Source organism: Sphingomonas sp. TREG-RG-20F-R18-01 (assembly GCF_022662475.1).
Classification (GTDB): Bacteria; Pseudomonadota; Alphaproteobacteria; order Sphingomonadales; family Sphingomonadaceae; genus Sphingomonas.
Genome location: NZ_JAKNQQ010000006.1, coordinates 136,641 through 151,625, shown reverse-complemented (window position 1 = coordinate 151,625; position 14,985 = coordinate 136,641). Strand labels below are relative to the sequence as shown.

The 14,985-nt window shown below is 65.4% G+C and carries 16 protein-coding genes; 10 read left to right on the top strand and 6 right to left on the bottom strand.

Going from position 1 to position 14,985, the window contains the following annotated elements; translation table 11 throughout:
* Nucleotides 1–180: 180 nt before the first annotated feature.
* From L8K25_RS16405 to L8K25_RS16380, 6 genes are all read left to right on the top strand, one after another.
* The gene (locus L8K25_RS16405) at nucleotides 181–1,083 is read left to right on the top strand and encodes a PAS domain-containing protein (protein WP_242140051.1); all 903 of its coding nucleotides are present in this window, start codon (nucleotides 181–183) and stop codon (nucleotides 1,081–1,083) included.
* Between the two features lie 272 nt (nucleotides 1,084–1,355).
* Nucleotides 1,356–2,021, top strand: a complete 666-nt coding sequence (locus L8K25_RS16400; RefSeq protein WP_242140050.1) for a hypothetical protein — start codon at nucleotides 1,356–1,358, stop codon at nucleotides 2,019–2,021.
* A 69-nt stretch (nucleotides 2,022–2,090) separates the two neighbouring features.
* Nucleotides 2,091–2,945, top strand: coding sequence for a MoxR family ATPase (locus L8K25_RS16395; RefSeq protein WP_242140049.1), 855 nt, complete (start codon nucleotides 2,091–2,093; stop codon nucleotides 2,943–2,945).
* 121 nt (nucleotides 2,946–3,066) lie between these two features.
* Complete coding sequence (locus L8K25_RS16390; RefSeq protein ID WP_242140188.1) at nucleotides 3,067–3,618, top strand: CHAP domain-containing protein; 552 nt, start codon at nucleotides 3,067–3,069, stop codon at nucleotides 3,616–3,618.
* Between the two features lie 59 nt (nucleotides 3,619–3,677).
* Nucleotides 3,678–5,063 carry a hypothetical protein gene (locus tag L8K25_RS16385; RefSeq protein ID WP_242140048.1) on the top strand — a complete coding sequence of 462 codons (1,386 nt, stop codon included), beginning with the start codon at nucleotides 3,678–3,680 and terminating at the stop codon, nucleotides 5,061–5,063.
* Between the two features lie 8 nt (nucleotides 5,064–5,071).
* Nucleotides 5,072–6,250, top strand: coding sequence for a VWA domain-containing protein (locus L8K25_RS16380; protein ID WP_242140047.1), 1,179 nt, complete (start codon nucleotides 5,072–5,074; stop codon nucleotides 6,248–6,250).
* Nucleotides 6,251–6,283: 33 nt separating this feature from the next.
* On the opposite strand, the gene L8K25_RS16375 is transcribed toward L8K25_RS16380, so the two are convergent.
* The 4 genes from L8K25_RS16375 to L8K25_RS16360 all read right to left on the bottom strand — a co-directional run bounded on the left by L8K25_RS16375 (nucleotide 6,284) and on the right by L8K25_RS16360 (nucleotide 8,823).
* Nucleotides 6,284–6,442 carry a hypothetical protein gene (locus tag L8K25_RS16375; protein ID WP_242140046.1) on the bottom strand — a complete coding sequence of 53 codons (159 nt, stop codon included), beginning with the start codon at nucleotides 6,440–6,442 and terminating at the stop codon, nucleotides 6,284–6,286.
* Between the two features lie 170 nt (nucleotides 6,443–6,612).
* Nucleotides 6,613–7,809, bottom strand: a complete 1,197-nt coding sequence (locus tag L8K25_RS16370; protein WP_242140045.1) for a DUF1343 domain-containing protein — start codon at nucleotides 7,807–7,809, stop codon at nucleotides 6,613–6,615.
* 145 nt (nucleotides 7,810–7,954) lie between these two features.
* On the bottom strand, nucleotides 7,955–8,479 hold the full coding sequence (locus L8K25_RS16365) for a DOMON-like domain-containing protein (protein ID WP_242140044.1): 525 nt from the start codon (nucleotides 8,477–8,479) through the stop codon (nucleotides 7,955–7,957).
* 47 nt (nucleotides 8,480–8,526) lie between these two features.
* Nucleotides 8,527–8,823 (bottom strand): GIY-YIG nuclease family protein, encoded by a 297-nt coding sequence (locus L8K25_RS16360; protein WP_242140187.1) that lies wholly within the window; start codon nucleotides 8,821–8,823, stop codon nucleotides 8,527–8,529.
* 97 nt (nucleotides 8,824–8,920) lie between these two features.
* On the opposite strand from L8K25_RS16360, the gene rimO reads away from it, so the two are divergent.
* The 4 genes from rimO to L8K25_RS16340 are packed head-to-tail and all read left to right on the top strand — an operon-like array spanning nucleotide 8,921 to nucleotide 13,503.
* Nucleotides 8,921–10,252, top strand: a complete 1,332-nt coding sequence (rimO, locus tag L8K25_RS16355; protein ID WP_242140043.1) for a 30S ribosomal protein S12 methylthiotransferase RimO — start codon at nucleotides 8,921–8,923, stop codon at nucleotides 10,250–10,252.
* A complete protein-coding gene (locus tag L8K25_RS16350; protein ID WP_242140042.1) occupies nucleotides 10,224–11,729 on the top strand; it encodes a serine hydrolase domain-containing protein in 1,506 nt (501 codons plus the stop codon). Before rimO ends, L8K25_RS16350 begins: the two co-directional genes overlap by 29 nt.
* Nucleotides 11,726–13,114 (top strand): leucyl aminopeptidase family protein, encoded by a 1,389-nt coding sequence (locus tag L8K25_RS16345; protein ID WP_242140041.1) that lies wholly within the window; start codon nucleotides 11,726–11,728, stop codon nucleotides 13,112–13,114. The genes L8K25_RS16350 and L8K25_RS16345 overlap by 4 nt, the downstream gene beginning before the upstream one ends.
* Nucleotides 13,111–13,503: a hypothetical protein gene (locus L8K25_RS16340; RefSeq protein WP_242140040.1), complete on the top strand. Its 393-nt coding sequence runs from the start codon at nucleotides 13,111–13,113 to the stop codon at nucleotides 13,501–13,503. Before L8K25_RS16345 ends, L8K25_RS16340 begins: the two co-directional genes overlap by 4 nt.
* A 9-nt stretch (nucleotides 13,504–13,512) precedes the next feature.
* Here L8K25_RS16340 and L8K25_RS16335 read toward each other — a convergent pair whose 3' ends face one another.
* The gene (locus L8K25_RS16335) at nucleotides 13,513–14,154 is read right to left on the bottom strand and encodes a GNAT family N-acetyltransferase (RefSeq protein WP_242140039.1); all 642 of its coding nucleotides are present in this window, start codon (nucleotides 14,152–14,154) and stop codon (nucleotides 13,513–13,515) included.
* Between the two features lie 15 nt (nucleotides 14,155–14,169).
* A complete protein-coding gene (tpiA, locus tag L8K25_RS16330) occupies nucleotides 14,170–14,907 on the bottom strand; it encodes a triose-phosphate isomerase (RefSeq protein ID WP_242140038.1) in 738 nt (245 codons plus the stop codon).
* Nucleotides 14,908–14,985: the final 78 nt, after the last annotated feature.

The following is a 14,985-nucleotide window of genomic DNA, read 5'->3' as shown; positions in this document are numbered from 1 at the left end:
CATGCCGTCGGCGCCGGATTCCTGCGGCAGCGCCCTCGTCGCTGCCGCAAGATACTGTCGTTCCCGACCTTACCCGGTGGTCGGACGACAGTCGTGACCCGCTCCCCGCTCCTGCCGGAAATGCATCCGTTTTGGCGGCATCGCATGGCTTGAATCGCAGGTTTGCGCGATCAGACGTGCATGACGATCCCGCGTGACCCGTCCATTCCGTCACTAACCCCGCTTGCCGACAATGTCGTAACTTGCTGCAATTTGGTGCGGCATTTTGGTCTGTGGCAGGCGCGCGCCGCTCGCAATCCAGTCTATGTCCTCCAACATGGACGCCCCAAGCTCGTTCTGCTGGCGATCGAAACGCTGGAGGCGCTCTGCGTACCTGGCAAGGAGCGGGAAGCGCCCGCCGTCGACTGGGCGCCGGTGTTCGATGCGGTCAGCGACATCGTGCTGCTCGCCAACGGAGCGGGACGCATTCTCGGCTCCAGCCGAACGGCGCGGCTCCATTTCGGGGCCAGGGCGGGTGTCGGGCAGCCGATCACTGCGATTGCCGCGTCCGTACCGGACAAACAGTTCGACGACGCGATCCGGCGCGTGATCGCGACCGGTAGCGAATCGCGCTTCTCGCTGGCTTCCGGTACGCGGGCCGCGCGGATGCTGGCGTGCACGCTTCTCCCGGCCGGAGACGGAGTCGCGCTGGTCGGCGCCGACGAGACCGCGGCGCAGGAGCATGCGCGACTTGCGGCCACGGCGGCAGCGGCAAGTGATGCGATGGTGGCGGTCCGCAATGTCGCTTTGCTGATCATCGACCGTCATGGTCTTCTACAGGATCCCACCGAGGCCGCCATCGCGCTGCTTGGTCGTCCGCGCGACCAATTGATCGGGACGCAACTGTCCGGAATGATCGCGACCCCGCGGGCGAACGTGATGGATACTGCCATCGCCCGGGCGCTGACCGGCCGTCATCTCGAAACGTTCGACGCGGAACTGGTCCGGAAACGGGGAGAGACGCTGGCGATCTCCGTTGGACTGGCACCGATCTGGCAGGGCGGTCTCGTTCAAAACGTCGCGGCGCTCGTCCGGGCGCGATAAATCGTCGGCTCATCGATCGACGAACGGGGGGAAACTATGTGGAATACTAGGCATGCTGTTGTTTAAAGACGATTTGTAGCAGTGACCGAAAGAAGTTGATCCTGCCGCAGGTTCGCGATGCGACGCTGGCAGACCAGCGATCAAAGTCCTAGTTGCCGCGCCGAAGCTTTTCTAAACCAACTCTTTACGCCCATCAGTGTAGTCTTTGAACGACCAATTCGCGGGTGCAGGCCCAAAGTCGGCCCAACGGATCAGAGGACAGTATAAAAATCATGGCAATCGTGGCGACAGACATGCAGCGCGCAGGAGACGGTGCAAGCTCGATCGCAACGCTTGCCGCAAGCGACGGATGTGCGCGCCACCCGTGGGTTGCGCAACTGACCCATCCGGCAGCACCCGGGCGCGATCTGGCCGATGCCGTCCATGCGCTGTGCGCAGTCCATGGCCGGCATGCCGACCTGTTCGAAAAGGCCGGCTACCGTGCAGTCCCCGACCTGGACCAACGCTGGTTGGCGCCGGCCGCCGGCGGTTTTGCGCGAGAGCGCGCCTATATCGCCGCCCTCACCGCCGCGGTCGGCCCCCTCCCCTCGACGGCCGGGCAAGCCGAAAGCGATGCTGCCTTCGCGGCGATGCGTCACGCCTTCGACATGCTCGCGAGCTCCGAACGAACGGGTTGCGCAACGGGCGCGGCTGTCGCGCTACTGATCGACTGGCAGGCATTCCGCGCCATCCTCGACGCCGCCGCCGATCGCTTCAGCGTGGACACGCCCGACCCGGCGCTTCCGGACGAAGTCGCGATCGTCCGTATCGCCGCCGCCGCCGGTGCCACGCCGGCAATCCTGCGCGCCATGCGGTTCGGCGCGCAACAGGCGTTCGCTCAGCACCGCGGCCTGCTCGACCTGCTCGAGGCCCGGGCGATCGCGCGCAACCACCACTAGCGCGCTTGCGCTCCCCTGCGCTTTCCCTCTATCGCCGTACCCGGAATTCAAAAGAACGAGGTTGCCGCGATGAAGCGTTTCGAAGGCACACAAGGCTATGTCGCCACCAACGATCTGAAAGTCGCGGTCAACGCCGCCGTCACGCTCCGCCGTCCGCTGTTGGTCAAGGGCGAACCCGGCACCGGCAAGACCGTGCTCGCCTATGAGATCGCCAAGGCGCTCGACGCCGAGTTGATCGAGTGGAACATCAAGTCCACCACCAAGGCCCAGCAGGGCCTGTACGAATATGACGCGGTCGCCCGGTTGCGCGACGGTCAACTGGGTGACGAACGCGTCCACGACGTCGGCAATTACATCCGCCGCGGCAAATTGTGGGAAGCGTTTACCCGACCCAAGCCACCGGTGCTGCTGATTGACGAGATCGACAAGGCCGACATCGAATTTCCCAACGATCTGTTGCAGGAACTCGATCGGATGGAATTTCACGTCTATGAAACCCGTGAGACCGTGCGCGCGGTCGAGCGCCCGATCGTCATCATCACGTCGAACAACGAGAAGGAACTGCCCGACGCCTTCCTGCGCCGCTGCTTCTTCCACTACATCAAGTTTCCTGATCGCGACACGATGCAGGCGATCGTCGACGTCCACTTCCCCGGCATCCAGAAGATTCTGGTCAACCGCGCAATGGACATCTTCTACGATGTCCGGGACGTTCCGGGCCTGAAGAAGAAGCCGAGCACGAGTGAATTGCTCGATTGGCTCAAGTTGCTGCTGCACGAGGACATGCCGCTCGACGTGCTGCAGAACCGCGACCCGACCAAGGCGATCCCGCCGCTCCACGGTGCCTTGCTCAAGAACGAACAGGACGTGATGCTGTTCGAACGGCTCGCCTTCATGGCGAAGCGACAGCAGAACAAGGGCTGACGTCGGTCCGCCCGCCGGCTGGTGGCGCAGGCCGTCGTCGCGTGATTTGGTAACGACTTGTTAACCATTTGACGCTAGGTCGGCCATCGGGCTGTGTCCGACGGGATACGAAATGCGCGAAATGCGATGGACGATCATGGCGTTGAGTGCGCTCCTCGTGACGGCACCGGCGGTCGCGTCGTCGCTGCTCGACTATGTCGGGCAATGCGTTCCGTTCGCCCGCGCCGCTTCGGGCATCCAGCTGTTCGGCGATGCATGGACCTGGTGGGGGCAGGCCGAAGGTCGGTATCGCCGCGGCGAATTCCCCAAACCTGGTGCGGTGCTGGTCTTTGCGCGGACCAGCCGCCTGCCGCTCGGCCACGTTGCCGTCATCAGCCGGGTCGTCGACTCCCGCGTGGCAATGGTGACCCATGCCAATTGGTCGCGCATGAACGGCGAACGCGGCCATGCCGAGCAGGACGTCACGCTGACCGACGTGTCGCCCGACAATGACTGGAGCGAGGTCAAGGTCTGGTTCCGGGACAGTGCCGGCCTCGGCGGATCGGTCTTTCCGACCTACGGGTTCATCTACGGCACGCCCGCGGCGCACGGCGCCAAGGCGCGAACCGCGACGGAACTGACCGGTCGCAGCCCGGACTATGTCGGCGCGTTGATCGATTCCTACGTGCATTGAGATGCTTAACGATCGGGTAAACCATCGTCGCTAAGACCCGTTCCGAACGGGGACTTCACGTGGTTGATCGGCGCTATTCCTACCTTGTCTGTGCGATCGTGCTGCTCGGCCTTGGCCTGCGGATTGCGGCGGCGCAGGGCGGCCTGTGGCTGGACGAGGCCTGGTCCGCCGAACTGGCGCGGCAGGCGCATACCCCGCTCGGCGTTTTCCTCAACATCAACCATGACAACAATCACCACCTGAATTCGCTCTGGCTGCAATGCGTCGGGTCCACGGCCGCGCCGGTCCTGCAGCGCGCGCTGTCGATCGTGACCGGCACCATCGGTATTGCCGTCACCGCGGAAATCTTCCGGCAGCGCGACCGGCACATGGCGCTGATCGCGGCGACCCTCTTCGCGGTTTCGCCGATGATGGTGACGATGGGATCGGAGGCACGCGGTTACGCCGGGATGACGCTCGCCCTGCTCACCGCGATCTTGCTGGTCGATCGCTGGCTGACGTCCGGGTTCGACGACGGCATCCGCTTGCGATTGGTGCTGTGTTTCCTGCTGGGGACGCTGTCGCAGCTGACCATGGCCTTTGGCTGCGCCGCGCTGATCGGCTGGGTCTATCTGACGCTTCTGCGCCGTACCGATCCGCTCGCCGCCGCGCGACGGACGGTCCATCTCTTCGCTGCGCCGATGGTCGCGCTACTGGCCGTGATCGGGATGGTGGCGGGCGCGGCCTGGGCCAGTCCGACCGGTTTCCAGATCGGCAGCTACATGCCGTTCGGGATCTTGCTGTTCCTGCACGGCACCATCGAAATGCTGGGCTATACCGTCGGCTGGCCGGTGGTTTCGGTCTGGCTGATCCCGCCCGTGCTGATCCTCGTCCTCCTTTCCCGATATGCCGGGGTACGAAACATCCCCTTCTACGCGCTGGCGATCGTCGCCTTTCCGATGTCGCTCGCAATCCTGCATGTCGGGAACACCGGTCACCCGCGCTATTATATGCTGGCGGCCATCGCCCTGTTGCTGCTCATCGCCGAAACCACCGCCACCGGGATCGCACGCGGCGGATCGCGCCGCTGGCTTTCGGGAACGCTGCTCGCCGGGGTCCTGGCGGGGGGGCTGTGGCAGGATGCCGATCTGATCCATAACCAGCGCGGCGACCCCGATCCTGCGGTCATCGCGATGCGGACGCGTAGCCCGGCCGGCGCCACCGTGCTGCTGGATCGCGCGACCGGTCTCGCCATGCTCGAATTCGCGGCGGCACATCTGCGGTATCCGGTCGACATCGTGCAAGGCGCGTGCAGGCCGGCGCAATTCCTGTTCGTCGATCGCTTCAAGGGGGAGGAAATGCCCGTTGGACCGCAACGCTGTGGTGCCACATTCGACGCGATTGCCGGTGCCTACGCACACGGCCTGTCCGGAACCCACTGGACACTGTATCAGCGCCGGTCCTAGCATAGGGCATGTTCCTCAACTTCCTCGACGAGCTCCGCGCCGCAGGCATTCCCGCCAGCCTGAAGGAGCATCTGCTCCTGCTGGAGGCACTGGACGCCGAGGTCATCGCGCGCACCCCCGAGGACTTTTATTATCTCTCGCGTGCCGTCTACGTGAAGGACGAAGGCTTGCTGGACCGGTTCGACCAGGTCTTTTCCAAGGTCTTCAAGGGAATCGCGACCACGTTCGGCCAGACCAGCGCCGACATCCCCGAAGACTGGCTGCGCGCCGTCGCGGAGAAGTTTCTCAGCCCCGAAGAGATGGAAGCGATCAAATCGCTCGGTTCCTGGGACGAGATCATGGAAACGCTGAAGAAGCGGCTCGACGAGCAGCAGGAGCGCCATCAGGGCGGCAACAAGTGGATCGGGACCGGCGGCACGTCGCCTTATGGCAATAGCGGCTACAATCCCGAAGGCGTCCGCATCGGTGGCGAAGGCGTACACCAACGCGCGCTGAAGGTGTGGGACCAGCGCGAGTTCCGCAACCTCGACAATACGCGCGAGCTCGGCACCCGCAACATCAAGGTCGCGCTCCGCCGCCTGCGCAAGTTCGCGCGCGAGGGCGCAGCGGATGAGTTGGACATCGATGCGACCATCCACGGGACCGCACGACAGGGCTGGCTCGACGTGGTCATGCGTGCCGAACGCCGCAATGCGGTCAAGCTGCTGCTGTTCCTCGACGTCGGGGGCTCGATGGATCCATGGGTCAAGCTGTGCGAGGAGCTGTTCTCGGCGGCGACGACCGAGTTCAAGAACCTCGAATTCTTCTACTTCCACAATTGCCCGTATGAAGGCGTTTGGAAGGACAATACGCGCCGCTTTTCGGAGCGCACGCCGATGTGGGATGTGCTCCACAAGTTCGGGCACGATTACAAACTGGTCTTCGTCGGCGACGCGTCGATGAGCCCTTATGAAATCAGCCATCCCGGCGGATCGGTCGAGCATTTCAACGACGAGTCAGGCGCGGTCTGGATGCACCGGCTGACGACCACCTACCCCGCTGCCGTATGGCTCAATCCGATCCCGGAACAGCAATGGGGCTATTCGCAGAGCGTGCGAATCCTGCGCGAGCTGATGAGTGATCGCATGTATCCGCTGACGCTCGCCGGGCTGGACGAAGCGATGCGGGAGCTGACCCGCAAACGCTAGGTCAGGCGACGGTCAGGTCAGGCGACGGTCAGGTCAGGCGACGGTCAGGTCGGGCGAAAGCGCCTGCAACTTGTCGAGATAGGACTGCACCAGCACCATTCGACGCTCGCGCGCTTCCGCCGTCACCGCGCGGGCTGCTGCCAGTCGTTCCGCCGTAACCCGGCGCATGTAAAACAGACGGTCCGATTCCACGTGTCCCACCCTCCGATGCGATCCGACAACCCCCCAGCCGCCGCGAATCACCTGAATTGTTCATGACCGAAGCTGCTGGATCGCACCACCGTTCACAAAGAGCTTATCCGCGAGTCGTTACGCAATTGCGACCAACGGAACAGTATTGGACAGATTCTTTCGGTGTTGGGTCAATACAACAAAAAGCGTAGACGCAGTTCAGCCCAGGCGGCTTCGTCCTTTATGGCGATTGCATCGAGATCACCAGGCTCCGAGTCCGCGTCATCGACCCATTCGCGCAGCCCCGGACCACCGTTGATCACGTCGATGGGCAGTTTGCCGAAGGCATATTCATACGGAAAATCGCGCCACAAGGGATAGTCCGGATAGAGCGCGCGGATCGCCTTGAAGGCGAGTGCCTGCAACCGCCACGGCTTGAACGCGGCGTGACCGTAACTTGGGCCTTCGGCATGGATCTGCACGCCGCTGCACAGCTGGTGGACGTGCTTGTGGAAGGTCGGCTCGAACCAGATCTCGCGCAGGCGACATCCCTCCAGCCAGTCCGGCGCGCGCCGGCGCATTTCCGCGATCACCCCGCGCGCCGTAATGTCGGGCGCACCGAACAGTTCGAGCGGGCGTGTCGTCCCGCGTCCTTCCGACAGCGCGGTCCCCTCGAGCATTACCGTACCCGGATAAGCGCGCGCCATCATCACGTTGGGAGCGTTGGGACTGGGGTTGACCCACGTCCGCTCGACCGGCCAGCCGAACCCGGGCGCGGCATCGGGGTCCCACCCGTCCATCGTCACGACATGATAGTCGACGTCCAGCTTGAGCAGGTCGTTGAACCAGTGGCCCAGTTCGCCCATCGTCAGGCCGTGGCGCATCGGCATTGGCCCCGCGCCCACGAAACTCTCCCAGCCCGGCAGCAGCGTCAGGCCCTCGACCGGGCGGCCGACCGGATTGGGCCGGTCAAGCACCCACACCGTCTTGCCATGTTCCGCCGCCGCTTCGAGGACGTAGCGCAGCGTCGTGATGAAAGTGTAGATCCGGGTGCCGAGGTCCTGCAGGTCGACCAGCAGTACGTCGAACGTACTCATCGACTGGCCGGTCGGCCGCCGCACCTCGCCGTACAGGCTGAAGACCGGCATTCCGTAGGTCGGATCGGTGAAGTCGGGCGACTCCATCATATTGTCCTGCAGGTCGCCGCGAACGCCATGCTGCGGGCCGAACATCGCGGTGACGTTCAGCCCGACCGCGATCAGCGCATCGACCGAATGCGTCAGGTCGGCGGTGACCGAGGCGGGGTGCGCGAGCAGTGCAACGCGCTTGCCCTCGAGCGGCTTGCGCAGCGCCGGGTCGGCGAGGAGGCGATCGATACCGAAGTTCATGGGTTCTGGTCCCCGCACCATCTTGGTTTTGCTTCCCCGGCGAAGGCTGGGGCCCAATCACAGAGGCTGCGGCACTTCAGCGCAACGCGCGCCTTGCGACCGTTCCTCGACTGGGCCCCGGCCTTCGCCGGGGAAGCAAAGCAGGTCAAGGGTGCGCTGGCGCTGGCAGTGTTGCGATAAACGTCGCGCGGTTGTGGAAATCGGGCGGCCCGGGGGCATGGGCGAGCGCCCAATAGGATTTGGTGCCGTCGGTTTCCTCGATCACCGCGGTGAGGCTCATCTGGAGCGGGCCCGGCGGCAGGTCGGACAAGTCCTGATCGACCTCGATTAGATACGCGGACGCGGGGTCGCCGCGATCGATTTGCGGCGCTACCGACAGTTGAAGGTCGCAACCGCTCGCCCGGTAGGAGTCGAACCGATACGCCGCCCATTGCGACGACGGGGAATAGTTGAACTCGAAATAGGCGTCCGACCCGGGAGGCGCGAGGAAGAGCTCGCAGCAGGTGGTCTGCCACAAGCCGTCCGCGCGCGAGGGAGCAGCCCAGTCGGGAAGCGCGACGTGCTCCAAGCCCTCGACGTTAAACGTCAGAAGTAGTTCGTCGCCGTCCCAAAGGACTTCCACGCTGACCGATCGCACCGCACTGGGCGGCCTGTCAGGATGCGCGACCAACCTATATTCCTTCCCCGGCGAAGGCCGGGGCCCAGTAGCGGTGTCCGTCATGGCTGCGCGATCCGGTCGTACAGATCTTCCCAATCCGGGTTGAACCCTTCGATCTCGCGGATTTTCCACGCCCGTTTCCACGACTTCATTTGATACTCCCGCAACCGCGCTGATTCCACCACGGCATGAACCTCGTACCAGACGAGCAGCTTGCACCCATATTCCTTCGTGAAGCCGGGGATGACGCCCTCACGATGCTCCCAGGCCCGGCGCGCCAGAGCGTTGGTCGATCCGATATAAAGCGTGCCGTTCCGCTGGCTCGCCATGATGTAGACATAGGCTTGCCCGTCCATCACGATCGCTCCTCGACTGGGCCCCGGCCTTCGCCGGGGAAGGGTGTAGGGGAAGACTGGCAAATTCGCACCAAGATCGCTACATGCCGCCGTTCCCATGGCAACAACACTCCCCTCCCCGCCGAAGATCGGCATGGTCTCGCTCGGCTGTCCCAAGAATCTGGTCGATAGCGAGCGGATCCTGACCAAGCTGCGCTCCGATGGCTATGCCATGTCCCCCGATTATGCGGGTGCGGACGTAGTGCTGGTCAACACCTGCGGCTTCCTCGATTCCGCCAAGGAGGAATCGCTCGAGGCCATCGGCGAGGCGATCGCGGAGAACGGTCGCGTCATCGTTACCGGCTGCATGGGCAAGGAAGCGGAGATGATCCGCGCCAAATTCCCCGGCATCCTCGCGGTCACCGGCGCGCATCAATATGAGGAAGTCGTCGGCGCGGTCCACCACGCCGCACCGATGCCGCCGAGCGCGTTCCTCAATCTCGTCCCCGAAAGCGGGCTCAAGCTCACCCCGCGGCATTACAGCTATCTCAAGATCTCCGAGGGCTGCAACCACCGCTGCGCCTTCTGCATCATCCCCAGCCTGCGCGGCGACCTCGTCAGCCGTCGGCCAGACGCAATCCTGCGCGAAGCCGAGAAATTGATCGAGGCGGGCACGCGCGAACTGCTCGTGATCAGCCAGGACACGTCGGCCTACGGCGTCGACATCCGCCATCAGCCGCGGATGTGGCACGGGCAGGAAGTCCGCGCGCACATGACCGACCTGTCGCGCGAGCTCGGCAAGCTCGGCGCTTGGGTGCGGCTTCATTATGTCTACCCGTATCCGCATGTCGATCAGGTCATCCCGCTGATGGCCGAGGGGCTGATCCTCCCCTATCTCGACATCCCGTTCCAACATGCCAGCCGCAACGTGCTCAAGCTGATGAAGCGCCCGGCGAACGAAACCAAGGTGCTCGAGCGGATCAAGACCTGGCGCACCATCGCGCCCGACATCGCGATCCGTTCGACCTTTGTCGTCGGCTTCCCCGGCGAGACCGAGGACGATTTCGCCTATCTGATGGACTGGCTGGAAGAAGCGCAGCTCGACCGCGTCGGCGCGTTCCGGTTCGAGCCGGTCGAGGGCGCGGCGGCGAACGACCTGCCCAACCACGTGCCCGAGGAAATCAAGGAAGAACGCTACGCCCGCCTGATGGAACTCACCGCGCGGATTTCGGCGGACAAGCTCCAGGCCAAGGTCGGCCGCACGCTCGACGTCATCATCGACGCGGTGGATGAAGACGGCGGCGCGACCGGACGCTCCAAGGCGGATGCGCCCGAGATCGACGGTGAGGTGTTTCTGCGTGACGCAGGGCATCTGTCTGTGGGCGATATCGTCGCGGTTTCGATCGAAGATGCCGACGAGCATGATCTTTACGGCGTCCCGACCGTTTGAGGGCAGCGTCCCCTTCCCTTCAGCGGCGGGACGGTGGCATATCGTCGTTCCATCGCTCGAGGACCGTGCCTTCGTGAAGCTCTCCCGATATTGTCTGGCGGCAGGCTTGCTGTCCGTCTCCGCCCCGGCCCTGGCGCAATCGCTGACGTCGGCGGAAACCGCGCAGGTCGACAAGACCGTCACCGACGCGCTCGCCAAGTCAGGTGTGCCTTCGGCCTCGGTCGCGATCGTGCGCGGGGGGAAGATCGTCTACACCAAGGCGTATGGCAAACAGGCCGAGACCGGCGCGACGCGCGACGACGCGCCCTATCAGATCGCGTCCGTATCGAAACAGTTCACCGCCGCCGCGATCCTGCTGCTACAACGCGAGGGCAAGCTGAGCCTCGACGATCATGTCTCGAAATACGTCCCCGGCATCACCGACGGCGACACGATCACCATCCGCCAGTTGCTCAGCCACACCGCCGGGCTGCAGGATTACTGGCCGCAGGACTACAGCTTCAAGGCGATGGCGACCCCGGTCGCGCCACAGCAGATCGTCGATCGCTGGGCGAAGAAGCCACTCGATTTCAAGCCCGGCACGCAGTGGCAATATTCCAACACCGGCTATGTCGTCGCAGGGATGATCGTCGAGAAGGTGTCGGGGCAGAAGCTGCTCGATTTCATCAAGGCGCGAATCTTCAAGCCGCTCGGCGTCACCGTCTACGATCAGGATCTCGCAGTCGGCCCGGGCTTTCCGCAAGGCTATGGCCGCGCCGCGCTCGGCCCGGTCCGTCCGGTCCAGCCCCCGGCGCGCGGGTGGCTCTATGCGGCGGGCGAACTCGCAATGAGCGCGCGGGCGCTCGCGACGTGGGACGTGGCACGGTTGGATCGAGCGGTGCTCGCGCCCGAGGATTGGGCGACGCAGGAGACGCCGGTCAAGCTCGCCGACGGGACCAGCAACGGCTACGGCCTGGGCGTCTTCACGGGCAGCGCAAACGGGCGTCGTTTCGTCGAACATAGCGGGGAAGCGGTCGGATTCCTGTCGGAAAACGTCGTCTATCCGGATCAAAAGGCCGCAATCGTGGTGCTCATCAACAGCTGGTCGAGCGACGCCTTTCAGACGATCGCGCAGAAGCTCGCCGGAATCGTGCTCAGCCCCGCAGCGTCCGATCCGGCAGATACCGCGACGCTCGCGCGCGTGAAGACCGTGTTCGCCCAGCTTCGCGGCGTTGGAACACTCGACCGTAACCTGTTGACGGACGACGCGAATTTCTACTTCACCGCAACGACGCTGAGCGACTATCGCACCAGCCTCGCGCCACTCGGCACCCCGACCGCCTTCGTCCAGACCGGCAAGCCGCGGTTGCGCGGCGGTTTCGTCAATCGCTCGTACCGCGTCACCTATCCCGGCACGGTTTTGTCGGTCAGCACCTACGCCGAACCCGGCCCCAACGGAAAGCTCGAGCAATTGCTCGTGACCCCCACCCAGCCATGATCGATTTCACCACCTGCCTCCAACCCGATCGCGGCCAGACCGCGCGGACGATCCATGTTGTCCATCCCGATCAATGGGATAGCTGGCTTTCCGCACAGCCACCGCGAACCCGCACCGCGGTCGCCGCGCACGGTTTGACCGGCAAGCCGGGCAACCGCGCGGTGTTGCCTGGCGACGGCGTCGAGGACTGGGCGATGCTGCTCGTGTGCAACGAAAGCCATCTTTCGCCGTGGCGGATCGCCTCGCTCGGCGCGCAGCTGCCCGCGGGCAGCTACCGTCTCGCCGATGGCGAACCGGGGGCCGCGATGCTGGGCTGGTGCCTCGCCCAGCATAGCTTCGATCGCTACCGCAAGGACCCATCGCCCGTCGGGCCGCGCGTCCTGCTGACCGGAGACCCCGCGCGGATCGACGAAACGATCCGCATCGCCCGCGCCGTCGCCAAGGTGCGCGACCTCGTCAACACCGCCGCTGCCGACATGGGACCGGCAGACCTGGAGGCGGAGGCCGCGACCCTCGCCAGGGCGCACCAGGCGTTGTTGACGGTCACCAAGGGCGACCAGCTGGCAAAGGGCTTTCCGATGATCCATGCGGTCGGCCAGGCCGCCGCGAAAGGCCGCGAGCCGCGCCTGATCGAGCTGGAATGGGGCAGTCCGGCGCACCCGCGCATCGCCGTCATCGGAAAGGGCGTGTGCTTCGATTCGGGCGGGCTCGACATCAAGCCTTCGTCGGGCATGCGCCTGATGAAAAAGGACATGGGCGGCGCGGCGCATGCGCTGGCGCTCGCCGAACTGATCATGGCGACGCGCCTGCCGGTCCGGCTCCACCTGCTGATCCCGGCGGTCGAGAACAGCATTGCCGGCAACGCCTTCCGGCCGGGCGACGTGCTCGCCACCCGCAAGGGCGTGACGGTCGAGAACACCAACACCGATGCCGAGGGACGGCTGGTCCTCGCCGACGCGATCACGCGCGCCAGCGAGGAATCGCCTTCGCTGATCCTCGATTTCGCGACGCTGACCGGCGCAGCGCGCGTGGCGCTGGGCCCGGATCTGCCCGCCACCTTCGCCAATGACGACACACTCGCCGAAGCCTTGCTGGCGGCGGGAATCGCGACCGGCGACCCGCTGTGGCGGCTCCCCTTGTGGGATGGCTATGACGAGATGCTGGCCTCAGACATCGCCGACATGGTCAACGCTCCGGACGGCGGTTTTGCAGGATCGGTGACGGCCGCGCTGTTCCTGCGGCGGTTCGTGCCGGCGGGAACGCCATGGGCCCATTTCGATACGTTCGCCTGGCGCCCCGCCAGCAAGCCCGGTCGTCCCAAGGGCGGTGAGGCGCTTGGACTGCGCGCCGCCTGGGCAATGCTCAAGGCGCGGTTCCCGGGATGATCTACATCCTGATCAACTTTGCGCCGATCCTCGTCGCACCCGCGATCGGGATGCTGCTGGGCGCGGCCTATCGTGCGACGTTCGACAAAGGCGCTGTGGCGTTGACGATACCGACGCTCGTCATCGCGGCGCTCGGGCTGTTCTGGTTCGCGTCGATCCTGGCGGGCGCGCTGATCCTCGCGCCGCCCAAGGCTGCGCCGTGGATCATGGCGGTGGGAAGCGCGGTGGTGATCTGGGCAGGCTTCGTCCTGCCGGTGGTCGCAATCACGCAGAGTTATCGCGGAGCGCGCGCCGGGCGGATCACCCGCGACGCCCTGTTCTGGCTGGTCACGATGATTGCGCAGGCTGTCGTGATGAAGGCGATCGGGCTGGTGCCGCCCCCCGCCTGAGCGAGGCGGTCAGTCCCCCGGGATCCCGATGGTCGTATAGGGCGCAACGACCCGCCACCCGAGCGTCTCGTACAAGGCCCGCCCATCGTCGGTCGCGGTCAGCATCCGGCACGCGCCGGGGTCCGGCTGCGCCCGGCCCAGCGCATGCATGATGGCGCGCCCCAGCCCCCGCCGGGCATGGGCTGCCTCGGTCCTGATCCGGTCGTAACAATAGACGCCGCCCGACGCGCAGCCATAGCCCCGCGCCGCCAGCGTCCCCGCGGAATCAACGACGGTTGCCGATGCGACCCCGTCCGCCATCGTTACGCCGAGCATGTAACCGGCCGGAAGCCGGGGTGCGGGATCGTCGCATGGCGGATCCTGGAGCATGACCCAGGCAACCGACTGGAGTGTCCAGCGTGGCGGCACGATGGCGAGAACCTCGACGGGCGCCGTGCAGGCCTTGAGGAACACGTACGGCGCCGTGATCGCCAGCGCCGCCGCCTCGAACGCCCGGTCGGCCTCCAGGAACACATACCGACACCGTTCGGCGGCGCTTCCCGTGTCGACGCGCAGGCCACCCCGGTCCTGTACCGGCAGCGGGAGCTGGCGCGCGATCGAGCGCGCCGTTGCCCAATCCTCGAGCATCTGCGGGGTGAGCGCCAGTCCCATGCCGCGGCCCGGTCCCTAGGCCGCTTCGATGATGGGTACGAACTTCGCCGCGGTCAGGCTGGCGCCGCCGACCAGCGCGCCGTCGACATCCTCGGTCTCGAGGATCGACGCAGCGTTCGCTCCCGTTACCGAGCCGCCGTACAGGATCCGGATACCGTCTGCCGCATCGCCGACCAGCGTGCGCAGCTTGGCGCGGGTAATCGCATGCACTTCGCCGATCTCGTCGAGCGTCGGGGTCCGTCCGGTTCCGATCGCCCAGCGCGGCTCATAGGCAATCGTCAGCCAGTCGCCGTTGGCAAGGTCCGGTACCGATTTCTCGATCTGGGCCTGGACGACCCGCGCCGCCCGCCCCGCGTCGCGCTCGGCATCCGTTTCCCCGACACACAGGATTACACCGAGCCCATGCCGATGCGCCGCACTCGCCTTGGCCCAGGCGTCCTGGCTCGTCTCGCCCTGGTCGGTGCGCCGTTCGCTATGACCGACAATCGTGAAGCGCGCGCCGGCCTCGACCAGCATCGCTGCCGACAGGCACCCGGTATGCGCCCCGCTTTCCGCCGCATGGACGTCCTGCCCGCCGAACGCGAACCCCGGAACCCGCGCGACCGCGGGGGCGATCAACGTGGCGGGCATGGCGACCGAAACGTCGATCCCGGGCGCCGCTTCCGCCGCCGCCGCGATCGCGACCAGTTCGGCCAGCGCCGCATGGCTGCCGTTCATCTTCCAATTACCCGCCACCAGCTTGCGTCGCGCCATCTGAGCATCACTCCTTTTTACGCTTTGGCACAGCGATAGCGCCGCATGCGCACTGCACAAGCTTGATGCCGCCCCGCC